Below are 23,068 nucleotides of genomic sequence, written 5' to 3'. Positions count from 1 at the left end.
ATGAAAAACGCCTTTACATTACTATTTGAAACAATTGAAGAACGAAAGAGAAATCCACTTCCTGAATCATATACAAATTACTTGTTTTCAAAAGGAGAAGATAAAATTTTAAAGAAAATTGGTGAGGAATGTACGGAAGTAATTATTGCATCCAAAAATAATGATAACGAAGAGCTAGTGAAAGAAATGGTTGATGTATTGTATCACTGCTTCGTGTTATTAGCCGAAAAAAATATATCATTAGAAGATATTATGGAGGAAGTGACAGAAAGAAATGGGAAGCTTTCGAGAGTAGGGGACAGAAGAGAAATAGATACATTATAGGGGGAATACGTATGAAGGTGGATTATCACATTCATTTAGAAGAAGGGCCATATTCAATAGGATGGCTAGCTAAAATAAATGAATCATTACAACATTATGAACCGCTAAAAGAAGAAAAACATTCTATGGAATGGCTTGTGAAAACACAAGAACGCCTGCAAAGACGTGTGAATGAAGGACCATTTACAACGAAATGGATTGATTTATATTTAGAAGAAGCTTTGCGAAAAGGGATAAAAGAAGTTGGTATTGTCGATCATTTATACCGTTTTTATGAAGCGAAAGAATACTATGAAAAATATGTTGATATTAGTGATTCGGGGCTTGGACGTTTACAAAAGGAATGGTTAGACCAAGTAAGGGTAGCTTCACTACATGATTTTACAAAGGCAATTGAAGAGGCGAAAGAACGGTGGAGTAAAAGAGGTGTTACGCTTAAACTTGGAATTGAAGCAGATTATTTTATTGGTGGTGAACAACAATTACAATCTTTACTTGCATTAGGAGATTTTGATTATGTAATTGGTTCTGTTCATTTTTTAAATGGCTGGGGATTTGATAATCCAGATACGAAAGAATATTTTAAGGAACATGACTTATATGCTTTATATGATACGTTTTTCAAAACGGTTGAGTGCGCAGTTCGTTCTGAGTTATTTGATATTATTGCTCATCTTGACAACATAAAAGTATTTAATTATCGGTTAGATGAGAATGAACAAATTTCTTATTATAAGAAAATTGCGCGTGCATTAGTAGAAACAAATACAGCAACGGAAATAAATGCGGGATTGTACTATCGCTATCCTGTGCGCGAAATGTGTCCGAGTCCGCTATATTTACAAGTATTAGCTAAACACGAAGTTCCGATTACACTTTCTTCAGATGCTCATTATCCGAATGATTTAGGGAAATATGTGGAAGAGAATATAAAGACGTTACGTAATCATGATATTGCTCACTTAGCTACATTTACGAAACGAGTCCGAACGATGAGATTACTAGAAGAAGTAACAATTTCAAAATGATCACGATTTTTTCATGAAAACCCATCTTTTTGTTCAAAATAAGAAAGAATAAAAAGGAGGGTAAAGAAATGGTGAAACAACAAAATAAACAAAATGTACAAGATGCACAGCAACAAGCGTATACTTCTGATACGAATGCTACATCTCAATCAGTGATTGAGGAGCAAATTAGTGATACAGTTGCAGAAGGAACAATTGATGTGAAGCTTGGAAAACAATCGCAAGAAAAAGCGTAAAAAGAGGGGAGACTTGCATCTCCTCTTTTTTTGTGGAAAAGTGTCGATTTTCAAAACTATAATCAAATTCCTTGGTTTTTATATGTGGATTTCTTACAATGAAAGATAAGAGCTATCCTATTTTGTATAGAAGAGGTGTTAGTATAGTGGCAAAAATATTAGTAGCAGGAAAAATTCCAGCAATCGGATTAGAACTATTAAAAGATCATGATGTAGAAATGTATGATAAAGAGGAGTTAATTTCTTTAGATGAATTAACAGAACGTGTAAAAGATAAAGATGCATTGTTAAGCTTACTTTCTACAAAGGTGACAAAAGAAGTGATTGATGCGGCACCTAATTTAAAGATTGTTGCAAACTACGGTGCTGGTTACGATAATATTGATTACTCATATGCCGGAGAAAAAGGGATTGCGGTAACGAATACACCGAAAGTATCAACGGAAGCGACAGCGGAATTAACATTTGCACTTCTTTTAGCAGCTGCACGTAGAATTCCTGAAGGTGATACGCTATGCCGTACAACTGGATTTAACGGATGGGCTCCATTATTTTTCTTAGGCCGCGAAGTACATGGTAAGACAATTGGAATTATCGGCCTTGGAGAAATTGGAAAGGCAGTTGCAAAGCGTGCAAAAGCGTTTGGAATGAATGTTTTATATACAGGACCAAATCGAAAGCCCGAAGCTGAAAGTGAACTGGAAGCAACATATGTAACATTGGAAGAATTATTACAAACAGCAGACTTTATTACAATTAACTGTGCGTATAATCCGAAATTGCATCATATGATTGATGAGGAACAGTTCAAAATGATGAAGAAAACAGCGTATATTATAAATGCTTCACGTGGACCAATTATGCATGAAGCGGCACTTGCTCATGCTTTAAAAACGAATGAAATTGAAGGGGCAGCTCTTGACGTGTTTGAATTTGAACCGAAAATTACTGAAGAGCTAAAAGGATTAAAGAATGTGGTACTTGCTCCTCACGTAGGAAATGCAACATTCGAAACGCGTGATGCGATGGCCGAAACGGCGGTAAGAAATATTTTAGCTGTATTAAATGGCGAAGAACCTGTAACGCCTGTCAATCAAAAAGTATTCGTTACAAAATAAAAAGAAACCTTCCGATTCCGGAAGGTTTCTTTTTATTTTTCTTTATTTGCTCTTTTTGATGGTCGTTGTCTAAGGAATTGAGATAGCATGTACAAAATATATAGTGGAATAGCAATGAATAAGAAAACAGAAAAATTACCGAATCCTGTTTGGTACATTGTGATAATGATGCCCACTAAAAATAGTGTAATAATGATGCTATATCGTGGAATTGGTACATCTTTTAAACTTGGGATACGAATGCGGCTCACCATTAAAAATGCGAACGTTACAAATACTGTAATAAGAACGATTTTTGGAATGGTATGTGAAAATAATGTTAAGAAAGCAACAAGCCCTCCCGCTGCTGTAATCGGTACCCCAGTGAAGTATTTCATTGAAGTAGAAGATGGTGTTACATTAAATCGTGCTAAACGATATGCTCCGAAAAGAGGGAATAGCCCCGCTATGTATAGTCCGATGATTCCATAATTAGAGAAAGATGTGTAATACATGAGAACAGCAGGTGCTGCACCAAATGTTACGACATCCGCAAGCGAGTCAAGCTCTTTTCCCATTTGTGAATCAACACGTAATAAACGAGCAACACGCCCATCAAGACTATCTAACATCATCCCGATAAGTACTAAAATAGCAGCTGATTTATAATATCCTAAAGATGCATAGCCGATTGACAAGAATCCACTATATAAATTTCCGAGCGTAAATAAGTTTGGAATAGCTGCTCTATACAAAATCTGATCCCTTGCTTTCTGTAATAAATTCTTAATTAGTGTATGAAAGTTTACTTATTTTATCATACCATAAATTTCTTCCTCATACGAAAGAAATTCCCAATTTGTGAAAGATTTCATAGAAGAATGATTGGAAAAATAAGTGAAAAAAGAAGCAACTTTTATAAAGTTGCTTCTTGTATTATTCAAAGTTCGTTGTCATAGTTCCAGTTTTATACCGATTGTTAGGATCGAAACGTAACAAATCTCCATAAATGAGTTTGTCGGAAAGTTTCAATTCTGTTTTTGCTTTTTCAATATTCGGTTGACATAATGAGATGTCTGCTTCTTCACCTGTGTTTCGTTTATAGCACATGTTTTTTGTATACACATAATCTTCCGAAACGAAGCTACCATCACGCATTACCATAAGAGGGTCTTTTTCTTTAATAAATAGGTCAGTTCCAAATTCAACTGATTGATTTGTTTTAATACCAAGTAAATGAAGTAGCGTTGGTTTAATATCAATTTGACCAGACACTTTAGAAATGACTTTACCTTCTTGACCAGGCACGTGAATGATGAGAGGGACACGTTGTAATTGCATAGAATCAAACGGTGTAATAGCGTCTTTCCCAAGGAACTGAGCCATAGCTGCGTTATGGTTTTCAGAAATACCGTAATGATCTCCATAAATGACAATAACGGAATTATCATACAGACCTTCTTCTTTTAATTGTTTAATAAATTGTTTAAGAGCTTCATCCGTGTAACGAACAGTTGGAAAGTAACGGTTTACAACACCACTTTCTGAATTAAACTCATCAACATATTGATCTTCTGGATTTAGAAGAAATGGAAAATGGTTTGTTAAAGTAATGAATTTTGTATAGAACGGCTGTGGTAAAGATTTTAGCTTTGGAATAGATTGTTCAAAGAACTCTTTATCTTTTAATCCCCAACCGACAGACATTTGTTCTGTGCCTACGTAATCATTTAAATTAAAGTAACGATCATATCCAAGTGCAGGATACATTACATCACGATTCCAAAACGTTTTATCGTTTGAATGGAAGACAGCAGAAGAATATCCGTATTTCTTTAATTGTTCTGGTGTAGCTGTATATTCATTTGTTGCATGAGTAAAGAATACAGAACCGCGGTCTAACGGATAAAGTGAATTTTCAACGATAAATTCAGCATCAGAAGTTTTACCTTGTCCTGTTTGATGATAGAAGTTATCGAAATAAAAGCTATCTTTAATAAATTCATTTAAAAATGGAGTAATTTCTTTTCCATTTATTTTTTTATTAATAACAAAACTTTGTGTAGATTCCATTGAAATTAAAATAACATTTTTGCCTTTTGCAGCTCCAAATAAGTTTTTATCAACTTGCTTATCTTTTGAGTCTGTATAGTTTTTAATTTCAGAGAACCCGTCCCCACTCGCAAATACACGTTCAGCTGAAGATTTAGATTGAAGTGTAATATCAAATAGATGATATGTGTATAACCCTAAATTTTTCACGACAGTTTGACGGTCAAACGAGCGTGAGAACATTTGTGGTTTATAAATAATGGAAACAACAATTTGTAGTGCTAATAGAGCTGTTACACCGCTAAAGAAAGTTCTCTTTTCAGAGCGAGAAAGCGGCGTTTTGTCGCAAAATGATGGGAATTTACGCGAAAGAAACATTAAGATGATCGCATCTGCGAATAACAGTAATGTTTTATACGTAAAGAGTTCTTTTATACTCGTCCCTAAATCAGCCATATTATTTGTTTGAAATAATACTGGGAACGTAACGAAATCGTTATAAAAACCATAAAACATTGCATTTCCAAATAAAATGAATGATAGTATAAAACTAATTCCAACTATAATGCGATTTCGGTGTTTAGATGCAAATAAAGCAAAACCGAAAAATAAAAGTAACGCAGCTAGTGGATTAATAAAAAGCATAAATTCTTCAAAGAAATTATCAATTTTAATATCAAACGCTAGCTTGTACACAATATATGTTTTTATCCATAATAAAACGACTGCAACGAGTGCGAATCGCAGTTTTGGAAACAGACGTTGTAGCATAATATACTCCTCTCCTAAAAAGCATGACGGTTCTTGTGGGCCTATTTGATTAGCGCCTCATTTTATATATACGAACAGTCCTTTATTATTATGTTTATTATACTATGAGTATCATTATACGAAAATAAAAGAGAGTTGTGGACTTTTTTATAACAATTGAGTAGAAAAAGGGCAGTAGGAGACAATAAAATGGAGTTTCTATGTATGATTATTATCGTGCGCGGAAAGAATCGTGTAACAATACGGAGGTTATAATGCGAAAATTATTATATTTTATAGTATGCAGTAGTGTTATACTTTTTGCTTCACCAAGTGTGTCGGTAGCTCAATATGATGCACCTCTTATGGAAGATGCCCTTTATTCTGTGTTATTCCCGAAAATAAATAAAGCAATCGAAAAACAATATGGGAGCTTGAAGCCTTATCAATGCCCGAAAATTATTAGTTTAAAAAAAGTGTATAGCGGTACATATTTATTTCAAGCAGTTATTGAAGTGACAAAGTATGAACGTGTTGCAGGGAAAATTGCGCCACCATTTGAGAAGGTAACGATTACATTTAATAACGAAGAAGGCGAATGGGAAGTGACAAAGGTTTCAGTAAAGCGCTTACCAAACGATACGAAACTAAACTGTAAAAAAGCAATATAAAAAATTGTTTGACAAATAAAATGGTCCTTTGGTATTGTTAATAGCAACAATTAGATGTTTGAAAATTAAATAGACTTACCTCATCTACTCTCAAAGGTAGAGGCCGCGATAGGAAAGAGTAAGCTATGGGAGATTTAATGGAATCTGTGATCATAGGTTGAAAGGGACTATTGCCGAAATATAAGAATAACCATATTATTCATATATTGGGACTGCATTGAATAAATGTAGTACTGTCATAAGATTTATTTTATGGAGAGCTATTTGGAGATGTTGATGCGGTTTCTTATTTTGAGGAGATAACAACTCGTTTATTTTTTCAATATATATTTTTCCTAATAAGAAACGCGTGTGAACATTGTTCCGCGCGTTTTTTGTCTATCTAAAAGCGTGCTGCAATGAATAGAAGATTGGGGTTATGAGTTTTAGAGGAAATAAGGGAGGAATTCAAATGTATTTACACGGCACAAGCCGAATCAATGGGCAAGGACACTTAGAAATTGGAGGGTGCGACACGACGCAGCTAGCAAAACAATACGGAACACCACTTTATGTATACGATGAAGAGTCAATTCGAGGAAAGTGCCGCGCGTTTCATCGTGCTTTTAAAGAAAGTGGGTTCTCTTATCAAGTAGCATATGCAAGCAAGGCGTTCTTGTGCATGGAGATGTGCCGAGTAGCTCGTGAAGAGAATATGTCATTAGATGTTGTTTCTGGAGGAGAATTATATACTGCACTACAAGCAGGATTTCCGGCATCGCGCATTCATTTTCATGGTAATAATAAAACAGATGAAGAAATTGTGATGGCTCTTCAGGCGAATATTGGTTGTTTTGTCGTAGATAACTTCTTAGAATTAGAAATTTTGCATGATTTAGCAGTGCAACATGGGAAATTTGTGAACATATTAATTCGTGTAACGCCCGGAGTAGAGGCGCACACACATGAATATATTACAACAGGTCAAGATGATTCAAAATTTGGGTTTGGCGTGTCAAATGGTCAAGCGATGCAAGCAATTGAGCTTGCTTTACAAAAATCAAATTATAACGTGTTAGGAATTCATTCACATATCGGATCACAAATATTTGAAACGGCTGGCTTTGTGCGAGCGATTGAAGTTCTTCGTCAATTTTTAGAAGCAGTGAGAGAGCGAACAAACTATGTAGTAAAAGTGCTAAATGTAGGGGGAGGATTCGGAATACGCTACACAGAGTCCGATGCACCATTAACTCTTGAGACGTATGTGCGAGCTGTAACAAGTGCAGTGAGAGAACAATTTACAGTATGTAATTATCCATTGCCAGAAATATGGGTTGAGCCAGGTCGTAGCATTGTAGGGGATGCTGGAACGACACTTTATACAGTCGGATCTGTGAAAGACATTCCTGGTATTCGGAAATATGTATCAGTGGATGGTGGGATGACTGATAACTTAAGACCTGCTTTATATAACGCTCGTTATGAAGCGATGTTAGCGAATCGAGGGAATGATGAGAACGAGGAAGTTGTTTCGATTGCAGGGAAATGCTGCGAGAGTGGAGATATGTTAATTTGGGATATTAATCTACCGAAAGTTGCTTCTGCGGATTTACTAGCAATTTCTTGTACTGGGGCATACGGGTACTCGATGGCGAATAATTATAATCGGATTCGTAGACCAGCTGTCGTCTTCGCGAAAGGTGGTACATCACAAATTGTTGTAGAGCGCGAAACATATGAAAATATTATTGGGAACGATCGCATACGTATTAAAGAACTTGTTTAAATGAGGAAAAAGGAGTTGTTCGGATGGGCAATTCCTTTTTTATAAAATAAAATAATTAAAATATATCGGAAAACTAGGATTGAAAAAAATCAGAATTGTGATAAAATACAAATACAAAGCTTATCAAGAGAAGCGGAGGGAACTGGCCCGGCGAAGCTCGGCAACCTGCTTATAGAAAGCAAGGTGCTAAATCCAGCAAAATGGAATCCATTTTGAAAGATAAGGTAAAATATATTACCGAACAGTCTTTTCGAAATGGGAAAGATTTTTTTTATGAATAAAAAGGGGGGCTGTTCGCGTGAGCGTACGGGAACATTTTGAGGAAGTATCTGAGAAAATTGAAGCGATGCTTGCTGATATGAAATATGGTTCAATTACAATTGTTGTGCAAGATGGAAAAGTCATTCAATTAGAGAAAAGTGAAAAAGTACGTTTAAAGTAAAAAGCGCTGACTAGAAAAACTAGAGGCGGTTTTAACCTATTTCATTAGGTTAAAACCGTCTTTTTGCTTTTACAGGGGGAAAAAACATGTTGACGTATGAAACGTGGGAAGAAAATGATGTTTCATTTTCAGAAGAAGATGAAACGAAAGGCGCGTTATCTGTATTAAGTTGGGCTTATAAAGAATATAAAAGTGAAATTGTATACGCATGTAGCTTCGGAGTGGAAGGGATGGTACTGCTGCATCTTATTAACCAAGTAAATCCATCTGCTAAAGTTGTATTTTTAGATACTAACGTACATTTTCAAGAAACATATGAATTAATTCAAAAAGTGCGGGAACGATTTCCTTCATTAAATATTATAGAAAAACAGCCAAAACTTACACTTGATGAACAAGCCGGATTGCATGGTGACAAGCTATGGGAGAGCAATCCTAATCTCTGTTGTAAGATTAGAAAAATTTTGCCTTTAGAAGAATCATTAGCGAATGAAAAAGCGTGGATATCGGGACTGAGGAGGGAACAATCAGAAACCCGTAAGCATACAAAGTTTATAAATCAAGATCATCGCTTTCGATCTATTAAAGTTTGTCCGCTCATTCATTGGACGTGGAAAGAGGTATGGCGATATGTATACAAACATAGTTTGCCGTATAACCCATTACATGACATTGGATATCCAAGTATTGGGTGTGAGAAGTGTACGTTACCTGTAGGAGAGGGTGGCGATTCAAGAGATGGTAGATGGGCCGGGAAAGTAAAAACTGAATGTGGCCTTCATTATCAATAAGGTGAATTTGAAAATAAAGCTAAGAGAGGGTATAGAAAATGAGTACAAGAAACGGATTAATAAATCGAATAGACGAGACATACGACGTATCACAAATTGAAAAAGAAATTGGGCTAGACAACATTGCATTAAGTGATTTAGAACTATTAGCGACAGGGGGATATAGCCCGCTTACTGGTTTTTTAGGAAGGAAAGATTATGATTCGGTTGTAGAAACGCTTCGTTTAAATAATGGAAGTGTTTGGAGTATACCTATTACATTACCAGTAACAGAAGAGGTAGCAGAGACGCTAAAAGTTGGAGAGGAAGTAAAACTTGTTAACGGTGGAAATGTATATGGTGTCATTCAAATAGAAGATATTTTTGTGCCTGATAAGGAAAAAGAAGCGTTACTAGTGTATAAAACGACGGATGAGGCTCATCCAGGAGTGAAAAAATTATACGAACGACCGAACGTTTACGTCGGAGGAGCTATTGTTCTGACGAAACGTTTTGAAAATAATCCGTTTCCTTCTTATCATTTAGATCCAATTGAAACGAGAGAAGAATTTAAAAAACGTGGTTGGAAAACAGTAGTTGGATTCCAGACGAGAAATCCGGTACATCGTGCTCATGAATATATTCAAAAATCTGCTCTTGAAATTGTAGATGGCCTCTTTTTAAATCCGCTCGTTGGGGAAACGAAGTCGGACGATATTCCTGCTGATGTAAGAATGGAAAGTTATGAAGTATTACTTCAAAACTACTATCCGAAAGATCGTGTCTTTTTAAGTGTATTTCCTGCAGCAATGCGTTACGCAGGACCGAGGGAAGCGATATTCCATGCATTAGTCAGAAAGAATTTTGGATGTACCCACTTTATTGTAGGACGCGATCATGCAGGAGTAGGAGATTATTACGGTACTTATGAAGCACAAGAAATTTTTACAAACTTTACAGTAGAAGAGTTAGGGATTACACCGTTATTTTTTGAGCATAGTTTTTACTGCACGAAATGTGAAGCGATGGCTTCAACGAAAACATGCCCGCATGGAAAAGAGGATCATGTCATCTTATCTGGTACGAAAGTAAGAGAACTATTAAGAAACGGTGAGGTTCCGCCAAGTACATTTAGTCGTAGAGAGGTAGTAGAGGTACTAATTAAAGGTTTGAAAAAAGAAGTAGTAACAGAATAGGGAGAGAATGAGATGGATACGAATATTACTTGGCATACAGCTTCTGTTTCAAAAGATGAGAGAAGAGTGAAGAATGGGCATCATAGTTTTGTCATTTGGTTTACTGGTTTATCAGCTTCGGGTAAATCTACAGTAGCGAACGCGGTTGCTCGTAAACTATTTGAAAAGAATATTGGAAACTATGTACTTGATGGAGATAATATACGTCACGGTTTAAATAAAGACTTAGGTTTCTCTGAAAGTGATCGTATGGAAAATATAAGACGAATTGGCGAAGTAGCGAAGCTATTTGTAGATCAAGGGACTGTTGTTCTTACAGCGTTTATTTCACCGTTTCGAGTAGACCGAAACCAAGTTAGAGATCTATTAGCTGCAGATGAATTTATAGAAGTGTTTGTAAAATGTCCAATGGAAGAGTGTGAGAAACGTGATCCGAAAGGACTTTATAAAAAAGCAAGAAAAGGTGATATTAAAGATTTTACAGGTATCGATTCACCGTATGAGGAACCAGAGCAAGCGGAATTAACTGTAGAAACGCACAAGTATTCTATTGAAGAATGTGCAGAACAAATCGTGAAGTACTTACAAGAGCGTAGTTTTATATAGGGGGATAAAAAATGAGTTATGAAAAAGTATGGGCTAACAATGAAAAATTAAATCAAACTGAGAAAAATAAATTAAAAAAAGATGGATTGGAAATCTTTAATGATATTCCTTACTATGCAGAGAATGGCTTCGAATCTATTCCGAAAGAAGAGTGGGACGCATTCAAATGGGCAGGGTTGTACTTACAAAGACCGAAGGAAGCTGGTTATTTTATGATGCGTGTAAATATCCCTTCTGGCATTATTACGAATGCACAGGCAGAAGTGCTTGCTTCTATCGCTGAGGATTATGGACGTGACGTAATAGATATTACGACAAGACAGGCAATTCAGTTTCATTGGTTAGAAATTCATCAAATTCCAGATATTTTTAAAAGATTAGCAAGGGTTGGGTTATCTTCAGCTGGGGCGTGTGGTGATATAACGCGTAATATTACGGGGAATCCACTTGCTGGTATTGATGCAAATGAACTATTTGATACAACTGGCATTGTAAAAGAGGTATATGATTATTTCCAACATAATGAAGAATTTTCTAACTTACCACGTAAATTTAAAATGTCTATTAGTTCTAACATTTATAATTCAGCAAACGCAGAGATTAACTGTGTTGCATTTACACCTGCAACGAAAGAAATAGATGGTGAGAAAAAAGTTGGTTTTCATATAAAAGTAGGCGGTGGGTTATCAGCCCGTCCATATTTAGCTGATGAATTAGATGTATTCGTTTTACCAGAAGAAGTGAAGGCGGTAGCAATTGCGATTGCTACGATATTCCGTGATTTTGGATATCGTGAAAAACGTCATTTAGCCCGTTTGAAATTTCTTGTTGCAGACTGGGGAGCAGAGAAGTTTAAAGAGAAACTAATAGAATATACAGGACCATTACAAAGTAAAGGAGAAAGTGCTCTTAAAGGCTGGAATGCGGGATACTTTTATGGTGTCCAAGACCAAAAACAAGATGGACTAAAATATGTAGGTTTTAATGTGCCAGTAGGACGCCTACATGCAGAAGAAATGTTTGAGATTGCAAGAATTGCTAAACAATATGGAAATGGACAAATTCGTACATGTAATTCACAAAACTTCATTATTCCGAATGTTCCGCCAGAAAATGTAACTGGCTTGCTAAATGAGCCGTTGTTTGAAGCGATATCAGCAAATCCGAAATCGTTTATTGGTCACGCGGTTTCTTGTACTGGTATTGAATATTGCAATCTTGCATTAGTAGAAACGAAAGAAAGATTACGAAAAATTGCCGAATACTTAGATACACAAATGGCACTCGATGTTCCGGTTCGTATTCATATGGTAGGATGCCCGAATTCATGTGGTCAACGTCAAATTGCTGACATTGGATTGCAAGGTGTGAAAATGAAAACGAAGGAAAAAGGAATTGTTGAAGCATTTGAAATATATGTAGGTGGAACGCTGTTAGATGGTGGTGCTTATAATCAAAAGTTAAAAGGAAAAATAGATGGCGAGGATCTACCTGATGTACTCGCATCATTTATAAGTTATTTCAAAGAAAATAAATTACCAGCTGAAACGTTTTATGATTTTGTAGGCCGTGTTGGTGTAGAGACATTACAAACAGCGTTAAATAACGTGTTAGAAGAAGTAATAGCGTCTTAGGAGGGGCAATATGGATTTATATCGATTTGAAGCGGTATTAGTGAATAGCATTGTTCCGATTGTTGTTGTTGCTGAAAGTGAAGAACAGGCATTTAAGATGGCGGAGATTGAGCTTGAAAAACATTTTTTACCGTTACCAGAAGTAAAGGAGATTGCTTTATTTGAAAAAAAGAAGATTCGAAAAAGCGCAGCCTTTGTTATTCATGAGTAAGGAACATTGAAATATTAAGAAATGAAAACTTCCATTCCTATATAAGGATGGAAGTTTCACTTTAATAGTAGAAATGAGGAGAGATGATGGGAAAAGTATATATCGTTGGAGCGGGCCCTGGTGATCCAGATTTAATTACTGTAAAAGGATTGAAATGCATTGAGAAAGCAGATGTTATTTTATACGACCGTCTCGTGAATAAAGAATTGCTTTCTTATGCAAAGCCTGAAGCGGATTTAATTTATTGCGGAAAACTACCAAATTATCACACGATGAAGCAAGAGACAATTAACACGTTTCTTATTAAATATGCGAAAAAAGGAAAAGTTGTAACGAGGCTAAAAGGTGGCGATCCATTTGTATTTGGTAGAGGAGGAGAAGAAGCTGAAGCGTTAGCAAAGCAAGGTGTACCGTTTGAAATCGTTCCTGGTATTTCAGCTGGAATAGCTGCTCCTGCTTATGCTGGTATTCCAGTGACACATCGTGATGCAAGTGCAAGTTTTGCTATTGTGACAGGGCATAGAAAAGAAGATGCTGAAGAGGATGTGAAGTGGGGAAATTTAGCGAAAGGTGTAGAGACTTTAGCTGTATATATGGGGGTTAGCAATTTACCCTACATATGTGAGCAACTGATAAAGCATGGAAAAGATAAAAGTACGCCTGCTGCTATTATTGAGCGGGGAACGACATCTATGCAGCGTACAGTTGTTGGGACGTTAGGAACAATTGTAGATGTTGCGAAAAAAGAACAAATTCAAAATCCAAGCATGATTGTAATTGGAGAAGTCGTCCGTTTTAGAGAAAAAATCCATTGGTTTGAGAAACAGACAGAAAGTACGTATCAAGTAAGTGGAGTGTTATAAAATGAAAGCCATCTTATATATATGTCATGGAAGTCGCTTGAAAGCAGCGAAAGAAGAAGCGGTTGCATTTATTACGTCATGTATGAACCGTGTAGAGGCAAGTATTCAAGAAATTTGTTTTTTAGAGTTAGCGAGTCCAACTATTGATGAAGGGTTCCGTACATGTGTGAAGCGTGGTGCTACAGAGATTATTATTATTCCAGTTTTTTTATTAGCGGCAGGTCATGTGAAAAAAGATATCCCGTTTGAATTGGAAAAGTTAAATAATCAATATCCAAGTATAAAAGTGACCTATGGTAATCCATTTGGTGTATCAGAAGCACTTATAAAATCAGTGTATAGCGGAAGTGGCATTGAACAGGAAGATAAGAATGAAGTGACGTTACTTCTCGTTGCAAGAGGGAGCAGTGATCCTGAAGTATTAAAAGATATAAACTGGATTGCTTCTTTATTTCAAACGGAAGAGAAGATTAAGAAAGTAGAAGTTTGTTACTTAGCGGCTGCCGAGCCGAAATTTGAGGAGAAGTTAAAGGAAGTTGTAGAACGAAAAGAAAAGAATATCGTTGTGCTACCTTACTTGTTATTTACAGGTTTACTTATGAAACATATTGAAAAAGAAGTGCGCCAATATGAGCTAGATGAGATAAAAATAAGTCCGTATTTAGGAAAGAATGAAGCGTTTCAGTATATGTTAATTCAGAAAACGAAGAAATTATTGAAGGGAGATCAATATGTATCCACTTACAGTGCGAGTTGAGAAGAAACGTGTTGTTGTCGTTGGTGGAGGGAAAGTCGCGGGATTTAAAATTATTCCTTTACTAAAACAAGGTGCAGATATAGTTGTGGTAAGTCCTGAATTGGATGCGAATTTAGTGAAACTTGTAGAAGAAAAGAAAATTCGTTGGTATCAAAGGGAGTATGAAAAAAGTGATATTAATGGTGCTTTTTTAGTTGTAGCAGCGAGTAGTGATGCCGTATTGAATGAAAAGGTTGCTGAAGATACGGCAGAAAATCAGCTGGTAAATGTTATTACGAATCCGGAAAGTGGAAATGTTCATTTTCCGGCGGCGTTTCATCGTGGGCTACTTAATATAGCTGTTTCTACTGGAGGAGCGAGTCCGAAACTTGCAAAAAAAATTCGAGATGATATCGCAAATAAATATGATGAGACGTATGAATCGTATCTTGATTTTTTATACGAAGTTAGAATAAAAGTGAAAGAATTACAAATAGAGAAAAGAGAGAGAAATATATTGTTGCAAGAGGTATTGAAGTCGATATATGTTCAAAATGAACAAAAAAGAGAATTGTTTTTACAAGAATTAGAGAGAAGAGTTCATATAGGATAATAAATAAATTGTACTTTACAACTATAAGAATATAATTTATAATCACAAGTAACTTCAATAGATGAAATCGATGAGCAAGAAGAGTATGTATATTTGATACGTTCAGAGAGCTGGGGTAAGGTGTGAGCCCGGTACGATAAAATATACAGAATGGGCTTGCGAGAGGTATGTTGAACATTGTAGTAGGCAACCCGGGTTCCGCCGTTAAAAGGATAGAGTATCGGAGTTTTTCCTGTACTTGAACAAGTGGGATTTATCAATCCAATTGAGGTGGTACCACGGTATTAACATTACATATATCGTCCTCTACATGCATATTTGCGTGTAGGGGACTTTTTTATTTTCTAAAGGAGGTGTGCGAGTATGAAATGAAAGTGTATAATTAATAAAAGTTTAAAAATTCAGAAAAGGAGAATTTATGATGAAAGAAACACAGCAATGGACGTCGAAAATAGGCTTTGTACTCGCAGCAGCCGGAGCCGCAGTAGGTCTTGGTGCAATATGGAAATTTCCATATGTTGCAGGTAATGGCGGGGGAGGCGCATTCTTCCTTGTATTTTTACTATTAACTTTATTTATAGGTATGCCACTCCTTTTAGCTGAATTTGTTATTGGGCGTAGTACGCAAAAAGAGGCAGTTACAGCGTATAAAGTATTAGTGCCAAATAGCAAGGTATATCCTTGGATTGGTCGCATGGGAGTTGTTACTTGTTTTAGTGTACTATCTTTTTATAGTGTTGTAGGTGGATGGATTTTACTTTACTTATACTATAGTGTGACAGGAAGCTTCTGGAATGGAGTGACTGATTATGGGCAATTATTCGGTGAGACGATTTCAAATCCAGTAAGCGCGATTGGAGCGCAATTTGTCTTTATGCTTTGTACGATTTTTGTTGTAAGTAAAGGTGTAGAGAAAGGGATAGAAAAAGCAAGTAAGTATATGATGCCGCTATTATTTATTTTGTTTATTGCAATTATTGTTCGTGCGTTAACACTGGATGGTGCTTTTGCTGGGGTAGAGTTCTTCTTAAAACCAGATTTTTCAAAGCTGACAGCAGATACGATTTTATACGCGATGGGACAATCATTCTTCTCGCTAACAGTTGGGGCCTCAGTAATGGTCACGTATAGTTCCTATTTGAAGAAAGAAGAACATTTAGCAAAATCAGCAACATCTATTGTAAGTTTAACTGTTTTTATTACAGTACTTGCAGGATTAGCGATTTTTCCGGCGATTTTCGCATTAGGTGTTAAGCCGACTGAAGGACCGGGGTTACTATTTATCGTCCTTCCAGCGGTATTTGCGAAAATACCATTTGGACAATTTTTCTTCATTATGTTTTTGGTGTTATTCTTCTTTGCAACGTTAACATCTGCGATTTCCATGCTTGAAATTGTAGTAGCATCTGTTGCGAAAGATAACGAGAAAAAGCGTCCGTCAGCATCGTTATTAATTGGTATTCTAATTTTTGCGGTTGGAATTCCGTCAGCATTATCGTTTGGTATTATGAGTGATGTGAAAATATTTGGGAAAACATTCTTTGATTTAGTCGACTTCTCAGTAAGTAACGTATTGCTGCCGTTAGGGGTACTAGCTATTTCGCTATTCGTACCAAATAAAATGAGTAAAGAAATGTTAATGAAAGAATTAGAAGTTACGGAAACGAAAGGGAAAACATTATTTAATATTTGGTTCTTCTTACTTCGTTATGTTATTCCAGTAACCGTAATTATTGTATTTTTAAATGTGATAGGCGTATTTAAAATGTTTGCATAATAAAGTGAAACTTTAATCAGTGGGGGTTTTCTTCATCCCGCACTGATTATCATCCCTCACCAATCGGACTTTAATGGGCAGCCGCCCCCCACCTAACTTCTTTGCTTTCGCTGCATTTTGAGGTGGGGGTCTTACTGCCCATTAAAGTGGGATAAAAAGACGGAGAAATCTCCGTCTTTTTATTATGTTGTAGGTGTATTTAATAAACGATTATATGCTTTATAGGCTGTGACGACTGCGAGGAATGATCCGATTAAAAATAAAACTGAGCCGCCAAATGTAAATATCCGGCCAATAAAAGTCTCTCTAGCTTCTTGTATTTCTTGTTGTAATTGTGTATTCATATAATTCACCCCGTAAACTATAGGCATTTAGTTGTAGTCTATGTGGAATGCCTATAGTGTGTGAAGGGGAAATAAAAAAACTCGGTATGCACCGAGTTTTTTTATAATCCGATATAAGGAGATGGATCAACTGCGTTTGTCTTACCGACATTCCATTCTCCAAGATGAAGTTCAAAGTGTAAATGTTGTCCGTATGATTGGCCGGTATTCCCCATAAATCCAAGTTGAGTTCCTTGTTTTACAGTTTGTCCATTCGATACAGAACGGCTACTCATATGAGCATATACTGTTGTATATGTTTTTCCGTTAATACGGTGAGATAAGTACACAACATTTCCGTAACTAGATGATAATTCTGAGCGAATAACAACGCCATCTGCAGCGGCAATAATTGGAACAGTTCCTGAAGCAGCGATATCGATTCCTTTATGGTTATCAATAGAGCGCACGCCAAAACCAGAAGTTTTTGATCCAGCTGCTGGTTTAATAAATCCACCGATGTTTGTATCGTGTGGTGTTGGGGCCGCTTGAGCTGTTTGAGCAGATGTAGCAGCTTGTTTACGAGCTTCTTCCGCCTTGCGAGCTTCCTCGGCTTTACGAGCTTCTTCTGCGCGTTTTTCTTCTTCAATTGCCTTTTGAACAGCTTGACGCTGATTTTCTAAAATGCCTTTAGATTCTTCTAATCCTTCAATCTCTGAATCTACTTTTGCTACTTTCGTATGTAGATCGCTAATAAGAGTTTGTTGCTGTTGTTGGTTGTTTTGTAATTCTTGTTGTTTTTGTTCTAATTTTTGCTCGGATTCTTTCAGTTGTTGCTCTTTTTTCTCAACAGCCTCTTTTTCTTTCGTCACAGCATCTTGGTCATTTGTTTGTTTTTTCACAATATCAGTATCGTTGTTTAAAATTAAACTGACAGAGTACATATTATCAACAAGATCAGCAATGTTTGCAGAATTTGTTAATACTTCCGTAATGATATTTGTGCGAGGTTTTTCTTGCATAGATTGCAGTCGTTGCTTAATAACTTCCTGACGTGTATCTATGTTTGTTTGTAATTGCTCTATATGTTTCTTTTTTTCAGTAATTACTTGTTGTGTTTTACTAATTTCTTTTTTTGTATCGTTTAATTCAGCTTCGTTTTTATTAATAGAAGTAGTTAAATCGTCGATTTTTTTTTGTAATTCTTGAATTTCTTTTTCTATTTGTTCTTTCTCGGCTGATTTATTTTGTAAGTCATTTTGTTTTCCTTCTAATTCAGATTGAATATTAGATAATTTATCTTGATTCGTTTCAGCGTATGCGGGTGAAAGTAACGGGGAAGCGAAAATCGTTCCTGCTGCTAAAACGCTGAACGCTACAAATTTCTTTTTCATGGTTGTCTGGCTCCTTTCCCTATGAATGTTATATATCATAAGAAGAAGAGTGTCTATCGTTGTAACCATAATGTAAAGAAAATTTTATAAAATTACTAAGTTTTGTCGGAATTTATCATTTTTCAGCGATAAATTTCACTGCAGATGCATTTTTTATATTTGTGTAACAAGGGTGTATTTTTAGAGTTCCTTGTAAAATAAAGGAAAAAGTAAAATTGTTTTATGTAGTGAAATATTAGTTATACATTTAATAAAAGACTGGTAAGGAATCGTTCTCATGTTAGGTTTTCTGACATGGGTTTTATTTTTGTCAAGAAAATTATTTGCGTTCGGGCAAACTTATTTTGTTGTCAGATTTTAAATTTTGATTTATGATTTTTAACAGGGACAAAATGTAGTGAATTGTCGAATAATATGTAATACTCTTAATTTCAAGTTTTATAGAGATAGATAGAATGAGAGATAGAGTGAAACATCGAAGAGGGGGTTACAACAAATATGAAAAGAATAGGACTTGCATGGCAAATTTTAATTGGTCTTGCGCTAGGTATTGCAGTTGGGGCGATTTTCTTTGGCAATCCGGCAGTGGTGAGCTATTTACAACCAATTGGTGATATTTTTATCCGATTAATTAAAATGATCGTTGTACCGATTGTTGTAGCGAGTATTGTTGTTGGGGTTGCTGGTGTTGGCGATGTTAAAAAATTAGGTCGACTAGGCGGAAAAACAATTATTTACTTTGAAATTATTACAACAATTGCAATTATTGTCGGTCTATTAATTGCGAATATTTTCCAACCAGGAAAAGGCGTAAATATGGAGCAGTTAACAAAGACAGATATTTCGAAATATACACATACGACAGAGCAAGTGCAAAGTCATTCGTTTGCAGATACATTTGTAAATATTGTTCCAACAAACATTGTAAAGTCATTAGCTGACGGAGATATGCTTGCTATTATCTTCTTCTCTGTATTATTTGGTTTAGGTGTAGCAGCAATTGGTGAAAGAGGAAGACCGGTTCTTCAATTTTTCCAAGGTGTAGCTGATGCAATGTTTTACGTAACAAATCAAGTTATGAAATTTGCACCATTTGGTGTGTTTGCACTAATTGGAGTTACAGTTTCTACATTTGGTCTTTCTTCATTAATTCCATTAGGGAAATTATTAATTGTAGTATACGGGGCAATGATTTTCTTCGTTGTAGTCGTATTAGGACTTACAGCGAAAATATTTGGAATTAACATTTTCCAATTCTTTAAGATTTTAAAAGATGAACTGATCTTAGCGTACTCTACAGCAAGTTCAGAAACAGTTTTACCAAAAATCATGGAGAAAATGGAGAAGTTTGGTTGTCCAAAGGCAATTACATCTTTTGTTATTCCGACAGGTTATTCATTTAACTTAGATGGATCAACTTTATATCAAGCAATTGCGGCTATTTTCTTAGCACAAATGTATGGTATTGATTTATCTATTACACAACAAATTACATTATTACTTGTATTAATGCTTACATCAAAAGGTATTGCGGGTGTACCTGGCGTATCATTCGTTGTATTATTAGCGACACTTGGTACAGTAGGTATTCCAGCTGAAGGTTTAGCCTTTATTGCTGGTATTGACCGTATTTTAGATATGGCCCGTACAGCAGTTAACGTTGTAGGTAACTCTTTAGCAGCTGTAGTTATGTCTAAGTGGGAAGGTCAGTATGACGCTGAAAAAGGACAAGCCTACTTGAAAGAAATTTCTAATAAGCAAGCAGCTTAATTATAATTTGAACAAGCTCTCACATAATATGTGGGGGCTTTTCTATATAGAAAGGGAGCAGACGAAATGAAACGTAAATATGGTGACGGTTCTTCGTGGAAGCGACTAATAGAGAGGGATTATACTGTTAAGCAAATAGAAGAAGGAATGCTAGGAATACTGGAAATAAAAAAGGTGAGAGAACCTAGTTTTAAAGCATATGATGGTAAGGAACTTTGTATTGCTGGTAATCAGTATACGTGGATTCAATATTTCATAGATGGGAAAAACTTTGCGATTACAGCTATGTTAGATGATCAGAAAAAATTAGTGCAATATTATATCGATGTGGCGAAAGAATATGAAATAGATGACTGTGGCTTACCATATTTTGATGATTTATATTTAGATGTAGTGTTATTACCGAATGGTAAAATGTATGTACTCGATGAAGATGAGCTAGAGGATGCTTATAAAAGTGGCGATGTTACAAAAGAAGAGTATGAGTTAGCTTGGTACACTACGAAATGGATCATAGCTGCAATAAAAAATAGTGAATTTTATTGGATTTCAATATTGGAAGAAGAAATCAAAAAGTTAAAATGATTATTGTATTCAAATTTTTGTATAATTACCAAAAAAATCTATACAAAAAATAATTGACTTTTGTTTTGTAAGCGAGTAAAGTTAGGGAAGAAATTATTATTAAAAAATAAATATGAAACCTTCTTATAAAGAGAGGCGGAGGGACTGGCCCTACGATGCCTCGGCAGCGGACTCGATTTCAGAGTGCTGTGCCAAATCCAGCAAGCATATGCTTGAAAGATGAGAAGAGCGTTTCTTATAGATGTATAAGACCTCTTCTCGTTGGAAGAGGTCTTTTGTTATTCATTAGAAAAAGGTTGAAACTAGGGAGAGATGGTACTTTGAAAGAAACGAGAGGAAATGGTTTGGCATTATTACCACTTGGGATATTTTTGGCGCTATTTATTGGTTCTGGAATTATTACAGGTGATTTCTATAAATTGCCGATACTTGTAGCAATTTCAATTGCTGTAGGAGTCGCTTTAGCAATGAATCGTAAAGAAAGTTTTCATGTAAAAGTGGAACGATTTGCTAAAGGTGCAGGGAACCCAGACATTATGATTATGGTTCTGATTTTTGTACTGGCAGGAGCATTTTCTGAAACAGCAAAAGGGATGGGTGGCGTTGATTCTACAGTTAACTTAGCGTTATCGATTTTACCACAAGGATTTATCGTAGCTGGCATTTTCGTTATAGGAGCATTTATTTCATTAGCGATGGGAACTTCAATGGGAACAATTGCTGCATTAGCACCAATTGCTGTAGGTATTAGTGGGCAAACTGATATCTCAATTGCACTTACGATGGCTACTGTTGTTGGCGGAGCGATGTTTGGTGATAATTTATCATTTATTTCAGATACAACAATCGCAGCTGTACGTTCACAAGGAACAGAAATGAAAGATAAGTTTAAAACGAACTTTTTAATTGTATTACCAGCAGCTATTATTACAATTGTACTATTAGTAATCATTACTTTAGGAAGCGATACGCAGATTAAAACGCATAGCTTTGACTGGATAAAGATTTTACCGTATGCAGGAGTACTTATTACAGCGCTACTTGGTTGGAATGTACTTATCGTGTTAACTGGTGGAACTGTACTATCTGGGGTTATCGGTCTTTTAGATGGAAGTTATACGTTAGAGAGTTTCTTTAAAAGTGTAACGACTGGAATGGGCGGTATGATGGAGTTAGTATTACTTGCTATTTTAATTGGCGGTATGGTCGAATTGATTCAATATAATGGTGGCATTCAATATTTAATGAATATTTTAACGCGTAACATTCGTTCAAAAAAAGGAGCAGAGTTCGGTATAGCTGGTTTAGTAGGTATGACGAATATGTGTACAGCGAATAATACCATTTCTATTATCTTTACAGGTCCGCTTGCGAAAAACATTGCAGATCAATATGAAATTGATCCTCGTAAATCAGCGAGTGTATTAGATCTTTTCTCGTGCTGTGTGCAAGGGTTAATTCCGTATGGTGCGCAAATGTTAACAGCAGCAGGATTTGCGGCGTTATCTCCAATTGAACTGTTACCATATGCGTTTTATCCAATCTTAGTTGGCGTATGTGGAATCATTTCTATATTAATTGGTTTCCCGAGGTTTTCTAAAGTAGCGGAAAAAAAAGAGTATCATAAAACAGCATAATGAAAATGAAGTGTATGAAAAGTAACGAAAGCCGTACAGAGAATGTTCTCTGTACGGCTTTTTATGTGCGGGAAAAGAGTGAACGATCCCATGCTACCGTATGTTTTTACAAAAGGCTGAATGCAACTCGGTCTTAAGTCTGAGTTAAAAACGGTTCTTAAGCTCGTTATGGAAAAAAGAAAAAATAGTTAAGATAAGAGTATCAAATCGAAGGGAGGCAAGCACAAGATGAAACAATTTCTAGCGTTTATCGCGGCTGGTATTTTAGCTTTAATTGCTCTTGGTAGTCTTGCTGGTATTGTAGGATTCGCAATCGGAGCAGGAGTTGTGTACTGGAGCTATAAATCATTTGTGCGAGCACAATCATTTTTTGGAAAGTTAGCTTGGGGTATTGTTGGTTTGATCGGCTTGTCCATCGCCCTTTCTCATTCCCCAGCATTAATCGGTATAGCAGCATTAGTAGTTTTATACTACGGATACCGTGAGTGGAAAAAAGAAAAAGATGTAGTTGTTGATTCTGCTCCAGAAAGTTCTAAACCATATAGCAACTTTGAAGATGAGTGGAACAAGTTAATGAAAAACTAA

General features: G+C 35.9%; 24 protein-coding genes, 3 riboswitches and 1 other annotated feature. Of the genes, 20 read left to right on the top strand and 4 right to left on the bottom strand.

The window, feature by feature from the left end:
- From hisI to LMD38_RS19270, 4 genes are all read left to right on the top strand, one after another.
- A complete protein-coding gene (gene hisI / locus LMD38_RS19285) occupies positions 1 to 324 on the top strand; it encodes a phosphoribosyl-ATP pyrophosphatase (RefSeq protein WP_062821847.1) in 324 nt (107 codons plus the stop codon).
- Between the two features lie 11 nt (positions 325 to 335).
- The gene (locus tag LMD38_RS19280; protein WP_000861821.1) at positions 336 to 1,352 is read left to right on the top strand and encodes a histidinol phosphate phosphatase domain-containing protein; all 1,017 of its coding nucleotides are present in this window, start codon (positions 336 to 338) and stop codon (positions 1,350 to 1,352) included.
- A 68-nt stretch (positions 1,353 to 1,420) separates the two neighbouring features.
- Positions 1,421 to 1,588 carry a DUF4025 domain-containing protein gene (locus LMD38_RS19275; RefSeq protein ID WP_000240694.1) on the top strand — a complete coding sequence of 56 codons (168 nt, stop codon included), beginning with the start codon at positions 1,421 to 1,423 and terminating at the stop codon, positions 1,586 to 1,588.
- A gap of 146 nt (positions 1,589 to 1,734) precedes the next feature.
- Positions 1,735 to 2,706, top strand: a complete 972-nt coding sequence (locus tag LMD38_RS19270) for a 2-hydroxyacid dehydrogenase family protein (protein ID WP_001062826.1) — start codon at positions 1,735 to 1,737, stop codon at positions 2,704 to 2,706.
- Between the two features lie 32 nt (positions 2,707 to 2,738).
- Here LMD38_RS19270 and pssA read toward each other — a convergent pair whose 3' ends face one another.
- On the bottom strand, positions 2,739 to 3,440 hold the full coding sequence (pssA, locus tag LMD38_RS19265) for a CDP-diacylglycerol--serine O-phosphatidyltransferase (protein WP_000285422.1): 702 nt from the start codon (positions 3,438 to 3,440) through the stop codon (positions 2,739 to 2,741).
- 181 nt (positions 3,441 to 3,621) lie between these two features.
- A complete protein-coding gene (locus tag LMD38_RS19260; RefSeq protein ID WP_061183988.1) occupies positions 3,622 to 5,508 on the bottom strand; it encodes an LTA synthase family protein in 1,887 nt (628 codons plus the stop codon).
- A 200-nt stretch (positions 5,509 to 5,708) separates the two neighbouring features.
- Between LMD38_RS19260 and LMD38_RS19255 the strand changes: the two genes are divergently transcribed.
- From LMD38_RS19255 to LMD38_RS19200, 12 genes are all read left to right on the top strand, one after another.
- Positions 5,709 to 6,158, top strand: coding sequence for a DUF3888 domain-containing protein (locus LMD38_RS19255; RefSeq protein WP_061183989.1), 450 nt, complete (start codon positions 5,709 to 5,711; stop codon positions 6,156 to 6,158).
- Between the two features lie 89 nt (positions 6,159 to 6,247).
- A riboswitch (Lysine riboswitch) is annotated at positions 6,248 to 6,429 on the top strand.
- A gap of 180 nt (positions 6,430 to 6,609) precedes the next feature.
- Positions 6,610 to 7,926 carry a diaminopimelate decarboxylase gene (lysA, locus tag LMD38_RS19250; RefSeq protein ID WP_061183990.1) on the top strand — a complete coding sequence of 439 codons (1,317 nt, stop codon included), beginning with the start codon at positions 6,610 to 6,612 and terminating at the stop codon, positions 7,924 to 7,926.
- A gap of 117 nt (positions 7,927 to 8,043) precedes the next feature.
- A riboswitch (SAM riboswitch) is annotated at positions 8,044 to 8,152 on the top strand.
- 72 nt (positions 8,153 to 8,224) lie between these two features.
- A complete protein-coding gene (locus LMD38_RS19245) occupies positions 8,225 to 8,368 on the top strand; it encodes a YezD family protein (protein WP_000116161.1) in 144 nt (47 codons plus the stop codon).
- An 86-nt stretch (positions 8,369 to 8,454) separates the two neighbouring features.
- Entirely contained in the window at positions 8,455 to 9,159 is a 705-nt protein-coding gene (gene cysH / locus LMD38_RS19240; RefSeq protein ID WP_016716988.1) for a phosphoadenylyl-sulfate reductase, read from the top strand.
- Positions 9,160 to 9,197: 38 nt separating this feature from the next.
- The gene (gene sat, locus LMD38_RS19235) at positions 9,198 to 10,334 is read left to right on the top strand and encodes a sulfate adenylyltransferase (protein ID WP_016716989.1); all 1,137 of its coding nucleotides are present in this window, start codon (positions 9,198 to 9,200) and stop codon (positions 10,332 to 10,334) included.
- Positions 10,335 to 10,346: 12 nt separating this feature from the next.
- Positions 10,347 to 10,940, top strand: coding sequence for an adenylyl-sulfate kinase (gene cysC, locus LMD38_RS19230; protein ID WP_061183992.1), 594 nt, complete (start codon positions 10,347 to 10,349; stop codon positions 10,938 to 10,940).
- An 11-nt stretch (positions 10,941 to 10,951) separates the two neighbouring features.
- On the top strand, positions 10,952 to 12,574 hold the full coding sequence (locus LMD38_RS19225; RefSeq protein ID WP_000119632.1) for a nitrite/sulfite reductase: 1,623 nt from the start codon (positions 10,952 to 10,954) through the stop codon (positions 12,572 to 12,574).
- A 10-nt stretch (positions 12,575 to 12,584) separates the two neighbouring features.
- Positions 12,585 to 12,785, top strand: a complete 201-nt coding sequence (locus LMD38_RS19220; protein WP_000366912.1) for a DUF3906 family protein — start codon at positions 12,585 to 12,587, stop codon at positions 12,783 to 12,785.
- An 86-nt stretch (positions 12,786 to 12,871) separates the two neighbouring features.
- Positions 12,872 to 13,648 carry a uroporphyrinogen-III C-methyltransferase gene (cobA, locus tag LMD38_RS19215; RefSeq protein WP_061183993.1) on the top strand — a complete coding sequence of 259 codons (777 nt, stop codon included), beginning with the start codon at positions 12,872 to 12,874 and terminating at the stop codon, positions 13,646 to 13,648.
- Between the two features lies 1 nt (position 13,649).
- Positions 13,650 to 14,405, top strand: coding sequence for a sirohydrochlorin chelatase (locus tag LMD38_RS19210; RefSeq protein WP_000644352.1), 756 nt, complete (start codon positions 13,650 to 13,652; stop codon positions 14,403 to 14,405).
- On the top strand, positions 14,380 to 14,997 hold the full coding sequence (locus tag LMD38_RS19205) for an NAD(P)-binding protein (RefSeq protein ID WP_227585574.1): 618 nt from the start codon (positions 14,380 to 14,382) through the stop codon (positions 14,995 to 14,997). The genes LMD38_RS19210 and LMD38_RS19205 overlap by 26 nt, the downstream gene beginning before the upstream one ends.
- Positions 14,998 to 15,058: 61 nt before the next feature.
- Positions 15,059 to 15,307: a binding site (T-box leader), on the top strand.
- A 111-nt stretch (positions 15,308 to 15,418) separates the two neighbouring features.
- Positions 15,419 to 16,774: a sodium-dependent transporter gene (locus tag LMD38_RS19200; protein ID WP_016716991.1), complete on the top strand. Its 1,356-nt coding sequence runs from the start codon at positions 15,419 to 15,421 to the stop codon at positions 16,772 to 16,774.
- 182 nt (positions 16,775 to 16,956) lie between these two features.
- Here the strand turns inward: LMD38_RS19200 and LMD38_RS19195 are convergent, their stop codons facing one another.
- Together LMD38_RS19195 and LMD38_RS19190 are read right to left on the bottom strand one after the other, a co-directional pair.
- On the bottom strand, positions 16,957 to 17,118 hold the full coding sequence (locus LMD38_RS19195) for a hypothetical protein (protein ID WP_001095994.1): 162 nt from the start codon (positions 17,116 to 17,118) through the stop codon (positions 16,957 to 16,959).
- Positions 17,119 to 17,219: 101 nt separating this feature from the next.
- Entirely contained in the window at positions 17,220 to 18,491 is a 1,272-nt protein-coding gene (locus LMD38_RS19190) for a murein hydrolase activator EnvC family protein (RefSeq protein ID WP_000726431.1), read from the bottom strand.
- A 498-nt stretch (positions 18,492 to 18,989) separates the two neighbouring features.
- Between LMD38_RS19190 and gltP the strand changes: the two genes are divergently transcribed.
- From gltP to LMD38_RS19170, 4 genes are all read left to right on the top strand, one after another.
- Positions 18,990 to 20,261 (top strand): glutamate/aspartate:proton symporter GltP, encoded by a 1,272-nt coding sequence (gene gltP / locus LMD38_RS19185; protein WP_062821845.1) that lies wholly within the window; start codon positions 18,990 to 18,992, stop codon positions 20,259 to 20,261.
- A 66-nt stretch (positions 20,262 to 20,327) separates the two neighbouring features.
- Entirely contained in the window at positions 20,328 to 20,846 is a 519-nt protein-coding gene (locus tag LMD38_RS19180) for a ribonuclease FAU-1 family protein (RefSeq protein ID WP_000824671.1), read from the top strand.
- Between the two features lie 120 nt (positions 20,847 to 20,966).
- Positions 20,967 to 21,072, top strand: a riboswitch (SAM riboswitch).
- A 94-nt stretch (positions 21,073 to 21,166) separates the two neighbouring features.
- The gene (locus tag LMD38_RS19175; protein WP_000665478.1) at positions 21,167 to 22,483 is read left to right on the top strand and encodes a Na+/H+ antiporter NhaC family protein; all 1,317 of its coding nucleotides are present in this window, start codon (positions 21,167 to 21,169) and stop codon (positions 22,481 to 22,483) included.
- A gap of 228 nt (positions 22,484 to 22,711) precedes the next feature.
- Entirely contained in the window at positions 22,712 to 23,068 is a 357-nt protein-coding gene (locus tag LMD38_RS19170; protein WP_000808648.1) for a lmo0954 family membrane protein, read from the top strand.

Source organism: Bacillus pacificus, assembly GCF_020861345.1.
GTDB classification, from domain to species: Bacteria; Bacillota; Bacilli; order Bacillales; family Bacillaceae_G; genus Bacillus_A; species Bacillus_A pacificus.
Note: the sequence above shows the minus strand (reverse complement) of the source record. Positions and strands in the feature narration are given on the sequence as shown.